This window comes from Bacteroides sp. MSSM.1001136sp1_RTP21357st2_D2_RTP21359_211015 (assembly GCF_040913205.1).
GTDB classification, from domain to species: domain Bacteria; phylum Bacteroidota; class Bacteroidia; order Bacteroidales; family Bacteroidaceae; genus Bacteroides; species Bacteroides ovatus.
This window is the reverse complement of the sequence record NZ_JBDFVF010000002.1, coordinates 77,643-88,250: the sequence shown is the minus strand read 5'-3', so window position 1 is coordinate 88,250 and position 10,608 is coordinate 77,643. Positions and strand designations below refer to the sequence as shown.

Genomic DNA, 10,608 nt, shown 5'->3' with positions numbered 1-10,608 from the left:
AATTTATTTTATTCCGCGCATATTTTCATCGGTAACGGAGGATTTATACAATTGTGGAATAGTCAATCCGAATTACAAACGATAATCTACGATTTCACCGTCAACAATCAATTTACCATGTTTCTTTGTCTTTTTAGCGGAAGCAGGAATACAAACAATAGTTACGGCATTGTCCGGGTTCAGGATAATGCTTGTTTCGCCGGTACAATTCTTCTTTATGTATTTTTTGGATACCAGATCGTACAAGTCCGTAGGTTCCGTAAAGTGTTGATTCAAAGTTACCTCTTTGGCTTCAAAATAAGGATTGAATAAAAGATAAGTAGGATATTTTCTTGTGGAATAAAAGTCTGTGACATTACAATCCAATTGAAGAATACATTCCACATTAGTAGTATCTACAATAGAGGCTAGCATACCCACCCAGGCCGAGCCATACAAGCAAATATCTGTAGCTGAAGACATGGTTTTTACTTGATCCCCAATAGCATAGGGACCCTCATCGGACAATAATCCCTGGAACGGTTCAAAGTGATTGCCATGATACAAGTCCTTCCTCAATCCTTCATAACAAATGACGTGTTGAGGATCACCTTCCCAGATAGAACTCGACTGACGGTTGCGGGGGTGCTCGTCTGCATAAAATAAGCGGCAGGCGTTTGCCAGGTTCAGCATCCACTTGCCTATTGTGGAAGCATAAGCCGGGTTGTATTTTACAATTGGGACAAGTGCGGCAGCTTGTGAAAAGGTGTTCATGGCAAAAGCATATTGTTCATCCTTTTTTTGTCCTACCAATCCGTGTACGTCGTATTTGTTCCAACGCTCACACATCACTCCCCATCCGTCACGGTCTGAATTATTACCGTCGAAGCACCAGTTCAGCATTTTCAGCTCATCATAAGTAGTTCCAAGTTCCGCATTCATGCGCACTGCCAGATAAGCCCCATAGGGCATCATTATCTCATAGAAAGTACCTTCTTTCTGGGGACGGTTTTGCAAGAATGCCATGCATTGGCGTGTAGCATTCAGATACTTTTTATCTCCGTATTTAATCCAGGAGATGTATTGCAACCAAGCAAGTCCTGCGGCTGCATCCGGCTCGCGCCATATTTTATTATGATACCCTTTACGGTTCTTAAAGTTGAAGGCGGTGAAGTTGAAGTCCAGATATTCTCTACCTTCACTTAAGTCCTGGATAGCAGCATACCAATTGTCGACAGTGATCTTCATCGGCTCCTGCATCTCTGTTTTTTGAGGATATAAATCTACCAGCATTGAATAAGCCATTGCCGGCCATATCTCATACCAGAAACTTTCTCCGGCTTTCCTGTCGAGTCCGTTCAATATAAGATTGGTTCCATTCTTCTTGTTGAAGAATTGCCGTATCATTGATACATAATCTTTTCCGTCATCATTGCTTTTGTCTACTCCTATCAGACTTGCACTAATGAGTGAGCCCATAGTGGGAAGAGATTCATAAGAATTTCCTCCTAACCGTCTTTTATCTACGTAGCTTGGAAGTCCGAAAGTACGGAATGGAAAGTTTACTTGCGAATCGTCCCACCAGATAAGAGGCAGGTTCTGTCCTTTGGCGTTGAAATCGTAAAATAGTCTGTCCTGTTTCGTGGCTATATCTTTCCAGTTTTTCATTTTATAGGGGAAAGGTATATTGGGCATATACTGTACTAAGCGGATCTCTTTTTGCTCTATCGGCTTTTGTGCCGGCAGGTTGTTGAGAAAGAAAAAACCTGCTACGAGAAATAATAATGTCTTTTTCATGGTCAGTTGGTTGTTAAAAAAGGGCGGATTATAAAATCCGCCCCCTCATTTTATTCATATTAAAAACCCGGATTTTGGGAAAGAATATTGTTGCTCTTATCCCTTTCACCTTGCGGTATCGGAAACAGATAATCTCTGTCGTCTCTAAAATTGGCACCTTTCGAGGTATTATATTTGGTTGCATAAGCACGCATAACGGTTCCGAAACGTTTTTGTCTCATCAGGTCATCCCGTCTCCATCCTTCCATTGCTAATTCACAACGACGTTCCTTCCAGATGATTTCTTTCAGACGCTCTTGGTCGGTTTCTGTTATGTCGGGCAGTGTATTAGTTGTTGTAGCAGGGATATACGCCTGTTGATCTCTTCTCGGATCTATCGGATTAGTTTTGCGGGCTCTTTCTCTTACATCATTCAGGTAAGGAAGTGCAAGCCCTGGTTTTCCATTTTCGTTTAATACTTCGGCATACATCAAGAGAACATCGGAATAACGGATCAAACGAATGTTGTAACTAATCATCCAGACGTCGAAACCTGTTTTTTCTACTGCTGGCACAGTCATCTTGTAATCATGATAACCGCTTGGAGATTCAGCATTGTCCTGCGCTTCAGTATCACCTTTATATCTATCACCGGTTTGTGTGAATACATAAGTAATACGTGGGTCATCTGCGTCAAAGGCATCATGGAGATCTTGGGTTGGTACGTGAAATCCATATCCTTGATAACCGGAGATGCGTCTGCTTGTGAAGAAGTGAGGGACATTGGTACCTGTGGCTATGTTTTTGTCATATACTTTGTTGGCAATCTCAAATACTGATTCCGAACTGTTTTCATATTCAGTGCGCCAGTTCATGCCGTAATCACTCAACAATGTATAGTCTTTGTCTACTTCAATAATATCATGAAGTACCGTTTCGGCAGAGGTAAAATCACCTTTGAACATGTATGTTTTAGCAAGCATTGTTTTAGCAAAGCCACGTGTTGCACGATAAGCATCATCTTCAGAGTAATCTCCTTTTGCAGGAAGTGCGGAGGCATCAGTTAAATCATTTACAATACATTCATATACCTTCTCCAATGGGGAGCGGGGTATTTGCAGTATTTCAGCGGGTTGCATCGGCGTAGTGATTAGAGGCACTTCTCCGAATGTAGTGACCAGACAATAGTACCCGAATGCTCTCAATGCTTTAGCCTCGTTTGCATAACGTTTCAATAGTTCTTCGTTTCCTATTGCATCAGGAGCATAATAAATCACATCGTTACAGCGATTGATTAATCTGTACAGAATCTCCCAACGACGTCCTACTTCACCATTGGTTGTGTAGATCGTAAAGTCGGACAAGTCGCGTACTTCGGCACGGTCACCGTCATTTCCTCCTCCTTTCAGTGCATCATCAGTGCTGCAATCACCTACAAAATAATGATTTAATGCATATTCATTCCAAGTTGTACGTAATTGAAGATAAGCTCCTGTCAAGGCTTGTTCAATATCGCTTTCCTTCTGATAATAATTATCGCTTGTGGTTTTACCATAACTTGGTTCGTCGAGAGAGCAGCTATACAACCCCACTCCGGCAAGAGCCCAGCATATTATAAATAATATTTTTCTCATAATGTAATGTCTTTTTAGCTAGATTTAAAATTGCAAATTAACTCCAAAAGTGAATGTACGTGAAGACGGATAACGTGTAGTATCCACTCCCATATCCAATGGGTTATTGATACCCAGTTCCGGATCAAGTCCGGAATAACCGGTTAAAGTAAATATATTCTGACCGCTCACATAGAATCTACAACTTGAAAACAGTTTGCTCTTCTGGCAAATGTGACTCGGCAGTGTATAACCTATTTGCATATTCTGCAAACGCAGGTAAGAACCGTTCTCCACATAGAAAGAAGAACCTCTCATATTATTGTTAGAGTCAGAGTTGGTTATGCGTGGATATACAGCATCCAAATCCCCGTCTTTTGTCCATGCTTTTGTGTAAGCATCCGCCAACGCATTCTGGCGTCCTGCTGAAGCAAGGCTTCCTTTAGCAACGTTCCAGATGTCATTTCCAATAGTTCCCTGGAATGCCATACTTACATCAAAGTTCTTATAACTGAATCCTAAGTTGAAACCATAAATGAGGTCCGGATTAGGATCACCGATAAAAGTACGGTCATCATCATCGTTCAATTCGCCTGATTCTCCTAATTTGGCAAACTTAAAATCACCCGGTTGTGCATTAGGCTGAATCTTGGTACCATTTTTATCCACATAATTGTCTATCTCTTCCTGATTCTGGAATATTCCTATTTGTTTGTATCCCCAGAAACGTCCGATAGGACCTCCTACATACGTACGGCTAGTATTTCCACTCAAATATTCCGATGTAAGTTTGGTTACTTCTGTCTTATAAGTAGACATGTTCAGCCCTACATTGTAATTAAAGTCTTTTCCTATCTGGTTACGGTAGTTGACTACTATTTCGAAACCGGTATTCTTCAAGTCTCCTGCATTGAAGAAGGGGCTGTTAGGGAAGGCGCCAAAAGAAGGAATAGGCATATTCAGCAACATGTCACTTGTTTTCTTTACATAAAAGTCCATGCTAACATCAAGGCTGTTTTTAAAGAAAGACATATCTAAACCGACATTGGTTTGCTGGCTGGTTTCCCATTTAATATCTGCATTTCCCACATAAGTCGGGACGTAACCTTGTGAGTACCCGTTTCCAAAGTACCATTGATTTTCATTATTGGTACCAATTAACGTAAGAGGTGCGTCTCTGTCGATTCGTTGGTTACCATTCTGTCCCCAACCTACACGCAGTTTTAAATTGGAAATTGTATTTTCAATGTTCAGGTTCTTAAAGAATTCTTCATTGCTCACTCTCCAACCTAATGAAACTGATGGGAAATAGCCCCAACGGTTACGTTTGGCAAATCTTGAAGAACCGTCGGCACGGAAATTGACTGTAGCAAGGTATCTGTCATCATATACATAGTTGATACGTCCCAAGTACGACAACATAGAAGATGTTTCTTTACCTCCCGAGGTGTTATCTCCAGCTGTTTGTGCATCAAGTATCTGATAGATTTCATCGTTACCTAAAGCCTTTCTCTTAAATGCATTAATGCCTTCGCTGCTGTTCTTCTCATAAGTCATGGCAACCATTGCATCCAGTTTATGCCTGCCTATTGTCGTGTTGTAGTTAAGGCGTTGTTCCACCTGATAATTAGAAGTAACAGCGCTATTATTATTCAATTGAGTTTCTTTATTATATTTACTTTCCTGATTCGCTAAGTTATCTTCCGAAAAAGTAGACGAATAGACAGGACGGAAGTCTTTGAAAGTATCATGGTATCTTTCGAAACTATACTGTACCCGATAGCTCAATCCTTTATACAATTTGATTTGGGCAAACACATTACCAAATACATTGAATATGTCATTGTATCTATTAGGAAGTTCGAGCATGGCTACCGGATTAGGGTCGTAAGACCACTCGGTAGGCGCATATTTGTTATATTCGTAATTTTCAGAAGACGGATCTACCAACGGGCTGATAACAGGGGTAAAAGGATCAGCTTTTTGAATGAAATCGAATGAAGGAATTGCTCCTGCGTCACGTTTTCTTATCTTTGCCAGATTGACATTGGCGCCAACAGTGATAAATTTGTTAATATCATATTCAAGATTCGCTTTAAGTGAAAGTCTTTTGAATTCAGTAGTGATGATTGCACCCTGATCGTCTACATATCCTAAACTTAAAGAAGATCTCGAATTATCTGTCCCCTTACGGATGCTTAGATTATAGTTCTGGTTGAAAGCTGTACGGGTTACTTCATTCCACCAGTTGGTATTATAACCTTTCTGATACTGATTGGTAAACTTATCCTTCATTGAGTTTTGAAAGCTTGCATCATTTTCATACGCTTTCATGATGAAGTTGTAGTATTGGTCGCTGTTCATCATGTTCAATGCTTTATAACTGTTTTTTACACCTACATAAGCATCTAATGTTACAGTCGTTTCACCTTTCACCCCTCCCTTGGTAGTAATGAGGATTACTCCATTAGAACCTCTCGAACCATAGATAGCGCAGGCTGAAGCATCTTTTAATACTTCCATACGTTCAATATCAGATGGATTCAGGCTGCTGATGTTATCCATGAACTGTCCATCAACTACGTACAATGGATTGTTGTCATTGACGGTCCCTAAACCTCTCACGCGGATCACTGCATCCGATCCCGGCTGGCCGGAACTGGCGGCAACAAATACGCCGGCTGCCTTACCTGTAAGTAGTTCGGATGCATTGGATACTGCATAGTTCTTAATATCCTTACTACTTATAGAAGCCAAAGCACCGGTAAGGTCACTCTTTCTTTGAGTACCGTAACCAATAACTACAACCTCATCCAATTTATTATCAGACACTAGATTTACATTGTACGTTCCGCTATTTGTTACGTTTACAATTTCAGTTTTAAAACCGACATACGAGAATGAAACTTTATTTGACGATACTTTTAATGTATATCTACCGTCAAAATCAGTGATAGTACCATTGGTCGTTCCCACTTCAAGAACAGAAACTCCAATTAAAGCCTCTCCGGTATTACTGTCGTATACCACACCCGAAATACTCTTGGTTTGCTGTGCAAAGACATTTGTGCAAACAGCAAGAATAAGAATGAATAATAATAAATGCTTACTCATAGTTTATACACTTAGATTTAATTATATGAAATGATATTTTGTTTATTCGCGATAATCTTACCATCTTTCAGTTCTAATTCTGTTCCGGCAGGAAGTTCCACAATTACTCTTGCGTCGTTGGCTGGGATCTCAACGGAGCCATTTGTCTTTATATTTTTTGCTATATATTCTTTGGCAACAATATCAAACAAATCGCATGGTTGGGTAGCTTGATAAGTAATGGTTTTGGTCTCTTTATGAGGGTTATAATAGAGATAGACCGGATAAGGTTTCTCTGTATAGAAGTCTGTGACATTACAATCCAGCCGGAGGATACCCTCCACATTCGTTTGACAAACAATGGCCCCTAAAATACCAACAGGAGAAGAACTGTAAACGCTGAACATGCTCTCCGTCGGATTACCTTTTATCCATTTGGGACCATCGCCGATTGCAACCGGATTAACCCCTTTTAATGATGCTTTTCCATAGTCATCCGTTTTTCGTAAACCTTCATAAGAAACATTATCATAAGTAATGTTCTTCAATTCAGGAGCCCATTGATGTGTTTCATCTATTTCCCCCGGATAGAACAAACGACATGCACTTGCATTGTTCAACATCCACTTGCCGATAGCTTTTGCATATTGAGGCTGATATTTCACCATCGGAATGAAAGGCCAGGCAGGTTTGATACTGTTCATGAGGAATGCATATCCTCCGCCGTCTGTGATACTTCCTTGCAGACCACTTACATCATAGTCACCCCATTTTCCTACAATAATTCCCCAACCGGTTCTTCCTGTAGGGCTTTTACATCCGTCAAATACCCAATCAAGAAGTTTGGCTACATCATAGTTGGCTCCTTCTACTGCATTCAAATAGGCTGCCGTATAAACTCCGAGTGGTAAAAGGGCCTCGTAAAAACGGCTTTCTTTTTGGGCAAGCAGGGCTTCGATGGCACTTTTACTATGTTGCAGATAACGTGGATCACCAAACTTATGATAAGCACACAACAATACATAAGCATGCCCACCGGCGGCGTCTTGTTGCAATGGAATATTATTAACCATTCCTTTCATTTGTGCATAGTCAAAATAAGAATAGTCGTAATTTCCATTCAATACAGAATCTGCTTTAACAAACTGCTCCGCAATACTTTTTTGTATCTTCTCTGCCCCGTCTACATTGGGGAAAACATCGCAAATAGCATAATATAAGGCATTGGGTAATACATCATACCACCAGTCGCGGCCATAGCCTCCTCCTAAAAGGGCTACTGACGGAGTCGTATTGTTCATGACTATATTCCAGCCGTTATCAGAGTTGAAATAATTCTGCACCATTTTTACATAGTTATATCCGTCTTGATTCGTCTTGTCAATCCCTACAAGGCCGGCACCAAGAATAGCTGCCAATGAGTTCAGACTTTCATGGAACTCTCCGTTATTGGCATTTTTTCCCTGACGAATATCTTTAATGGCAGTATATAAGCCAAATGTAGTCTGGTCCATATTTCTGCGGGCGTCATCTAACCAGATTAATGGTCCGACTTCGCTTTTATTATTCCAGTCAAAGATAAACTGGTCATACTTTTGGGCTTTTTGCTTCCAGTCCAGCATTTTATAAGTTTCAGGCATATCAGGCATAGAGTCTACCCTATGGATGGAAACCTGCTTTACCTTTTCACCAAAGTTATTTTCGTTGCCCGAGCAAGATGCCAGGAGACAAACGGTCATAAGTACAAAAACACCTTTACTTGTCATTTTCATGTTCAATAGTATCAGTTTGATTAGTAATATTCTTAGCTAAAGGATATGCCGCTAATTGTAATCCGGCAACAATCACCAGCGCATATTTCAATGCAAAATCCTGCGATACACAATAAGCAAGGAAGATAAACAGTAGTAAACCGAAAGCTCTTCCAAGGAAAAGGCCGAACTCATGGCTTAGGATATATGCATATTCGTTTCTATTCTCAATCTTTGCAACTGCATCAATTGTTCTCATCATAATGGGGAAGTAAGCCAGGTCGAACAAAGGCTGGAATATCACTTTGCAAAGGACGAAAAGGATCACTCCTGTAGCAGAGAAGAGAATACCGTTGAATAGTGTACCGACAAAGAATACGATTAGTCCTCCTACAAATATTTTCAAACGGTCTTGCGGGCGGGCCATACGTCCTAATACATACACCAGGACAGCAGTCAGTGCCCCGCTAACTCCCTGAATCAATCCTAACGCTCCTTCATCTCCTACCAGCTTCAATACTAATATAGCCGGTGCCGTTACTAAAAAACCTTGAACCATTCCTTTCAATCCGGCTAGCCAAAGCATCTTTTTCCAAAGTATGTTGAAGCGGAAATAGAGGAAGTTCGTTTCTTTGGGGTTCTCGAATTTACCTTTCCACAGTGTCATGCAGGCGATAACGGTAATGACTACTGCTGCCATCGTAACTACACAGTAAGAGGTATTGATATTGAAGAGGAATCCGAAAACTTCTTTTCCATCTATCTGGCTGATAAATGCGCCTATAATTAAAGGAACACCGATGGAGGTAATAGAAAAGAAGAAAGACTCTAGTCCGAAGAAATAGTTACGGCTGTTGTCGTTGGTATTATAGAGAGCCAGTAGGTATCGGTTGGTCCAGAAGAAACCAGAAGCTGCTCCCATTAAAAAGCCGGCCAGACCAAGTTCGACGAAGCCAAGTGACTTGATAGTCATCATACCGAACATGGAAATGCCACTTACCAGGATTCCTACCGAATAAAGTGTCTTCACACTGTATTTCTTTAGCAGATAACCGTTAACAAGAGAGGTAGTAATGATGCCTATATACATTGCCAGCTGATAAAAAGCAACCATCACGGGGTCACTCGTGTTTCTCATGATATAGGCTCCCACAAAGATTTCTACTATCGGTAGTACCAATGCATAAAGCATATTGGTAACCAACAGTGTTCTCATGTTAGGTTCCTGTTGCTTAAAGAACAGATATTCTTTTTTCAGTTTATTCATTACTTCTCTTGTGTCTGTTTTAATACGTTTAATATCTCTGAAATGGAAAGCTCTGCCTTACAAATCACTTCATCGCTTGCTCCATAATACATGGTTATCGTATCGCCGTCCACTAAATGCCCATTAGTGAAAACTACATTTCCGAAGAAACCTGTTTGCTCATAAGCGGCGATAGGTTCCATGATAGGTTCTTCGCTTCTTGCAATGACTTTCGACGGGTCATTTAAATCGAGTAATAAAGCCCCCAAGCAATAACGGTGATTAAAATCGGCTCCATGATAAATCTCCAGCCAGCCTTCTTCTGTCTTTATTGGAGCTGCCCCTGCCCCTACACGTGCGCAATCCCACATTCCGTCACGAGTGGTTGCCACACATTTGTGGTTTCCCCAATGCAAGCGGTCGGGCGATTCTGCCAACCATATATAATTGCCGCCAAGTTCGGGACTGCTCGGGCGATGAAGAGCGAAATACTTGTCACCTATCTTCTGTTCGAACAATGCACAATCTTTATTATGCGGTGGGAATATCATTCCATGCCGTGTATAGTTTTTCCAATCATTGGTGTGAATCAGTCCAACCCCTACAGCTACCGACGATACTTCTGTGAAAGTAAGGTAAAAACCATCTTCGGTTGTTGCAACACGGCAATCCTCAATGCCGAATGCTTCCAGCTCTCCTTTTCCGAAAATAGGTGGAAATTCCGGTTCATCTTTGAAGTGAATACCGTCGGTACTTGAAACCAATCGTAAGTAAGACATCGTAGTCAGATAATTCTTTCCTTTGTAACCGATAACGCGTGGGTCTGAAGCATCTAAATCGGGATCATTCTTTAAAAACGAAACCACTTCTATTTTTCCTTTTTCATTATATATAGGAAAACTGATAATTCCTTCTTTCTGTATAGGTCTCTCTGCGACGCGCAAAAGTAACCAAATTTTGCCTTGATATTTGAAAACTCCGGGATTTAACAAACATGTAATTTCCATTCCGTTGATTCCCGCTTTTAAATCTTTTGGAGCCAGTAGGGGGTTCTGCTCACATCTTTTAGCTATATCCATAATATTTCGATTAGTGATTATTTCTGTGAACAAAAGTATGAGATGAAAGACAGGAAAGCGTTTACTATATT

Annotated in this window: 6 protein-coding genes; all 6 read right to left on the bottom strand. The window is 40.7% G+C overall.

The genetic code is table 11. The annotated features are described in order from the left end of the window. Nucleotides 1-72 precede the first annotated feature (72 nt). From AB5217_RS02400 to AB5217_RS02375, 6 genes are read right to left on the bottom strand one after another with little or no spacing between them, the layout of a single operon-like run. A complete protein-coding gene (locus AB5217_RS02400; RefSeq protein ID WP_004324169.1) occupies nt 73-1,776 on the bottom strand; it encodes a hypothetical protein in 1,704 nt (567 codons plus the stop codon). Between the two features lie 59 nt (nt 1,777-1,835). Next, entirely contained in the window at nt 1,836-3,389 is a 1,554-nt protein-coding gene (locus tag AB5217_RS02395; RefSeq protein WP_004302845.1) for a RagB/SusD family nutrient uptake outer membrane protein, read from the bottom strand. Nucleotides 3,390-3,413: 24 nt separating this feature from the next. Continuing rightward, complete coding sequence (locus AB5217_RS02390) at nt 3,414-6,482, bottom strand: SusC/RagA family TonB-linked outer membrane protein (protein ID WP_004324170.1); 3,069 nt, start codon at nt 6,480-6,482, stop codon at nt 3,414-3,416. Nucleotides 6,483-6,499: 17 nt separating this feature from the next. Then, the gene (locus tag AB5217_RS02385) at nt 6,500-8,233 is read right to left on the bottom strand and encodes a hypothetical protein (RefSeq protein ID WP_368112626.1); all 1,734 of its coding nucleotides are present in this window, start codon (nt 8,231-8,233) and stop codon (nt 6,500-6,502) included. Then, nucleotides 8,217-9,479, bottom strand: coding sequence for an MFS transporter (locus AB5217_RS02380; protein ID WP_004298829.1), 1,263 nt, complete (start codon nt 9,477-9,479; stop codon nt 8,217-8,219). The genes AB5217_RS02385 and AB5217_RS02380 overlap by 17 nt, the downstream gene beginning before the upstream one ends. After that, nucleotides 9,479-10,537 (bottom strand): glycoside hydrolase family 130 protein, encoded by a 1,059-nt coding sequence (locus AB5217_RS02375; RefSeq protein WP_004298831.1) that lies wholly within the window; start codon nt 10,535-10,537, stop codon nt 9,479-9,481. Before AB5217_RS02375 ends, AB5217_RS02380 begins: the two co-directional genes overlap by 1 nt. Nucleotides 10,538-10,608: the final 71 nt, after the last annotated feature.

Bases quoted from the DNA above. Each gene is read 5' to 3' on its own strand.
- AB5217_RS02390 (WP_004324170.1), bottom strand. From the start codon at position 6,482: ATGAGTAAGCATTTATTATTATTCATTCTTATTCTTGCTGTTTGCACA.
- AB5217_RS02400 (WP_004324169.1), bottom strand. From the start codon at position 1,776: ATGAAAAAGACATTATTATTTCTCGTAGCAGGTTTTTTCTTTCTCAAC.
- AB5217_RS02375 (WP_004298831.1), bottom strand. From the start codon at position 10,537: ATGGATATAGCTAAAAGATGTGAGCAGAACCCCCTACTGGCTCCAAAA.
- AB5217_RS02380 (WP_004298829.1), bottom strand. From the start codon at position 9,479: ATGAATAAACTGAAAAAAGAATATCTGTTCTTTAAGCAACAGGAACCT.
- AB5217_RS02395 (WP_004302845.1), bottom strand. From the start codon at position 3,389: ATGAGAAAAATATTATTTATAATATGCTGGGCTCTTGCCGGAGTGGGG.
- AB5217_RS02385 (WP_368112626.1), bottom strand. From the start codon at position 8,233: ATGAAAATGACAAGTAAAGGTGTTTTTGTACTTATGACCGTTTGTCTC.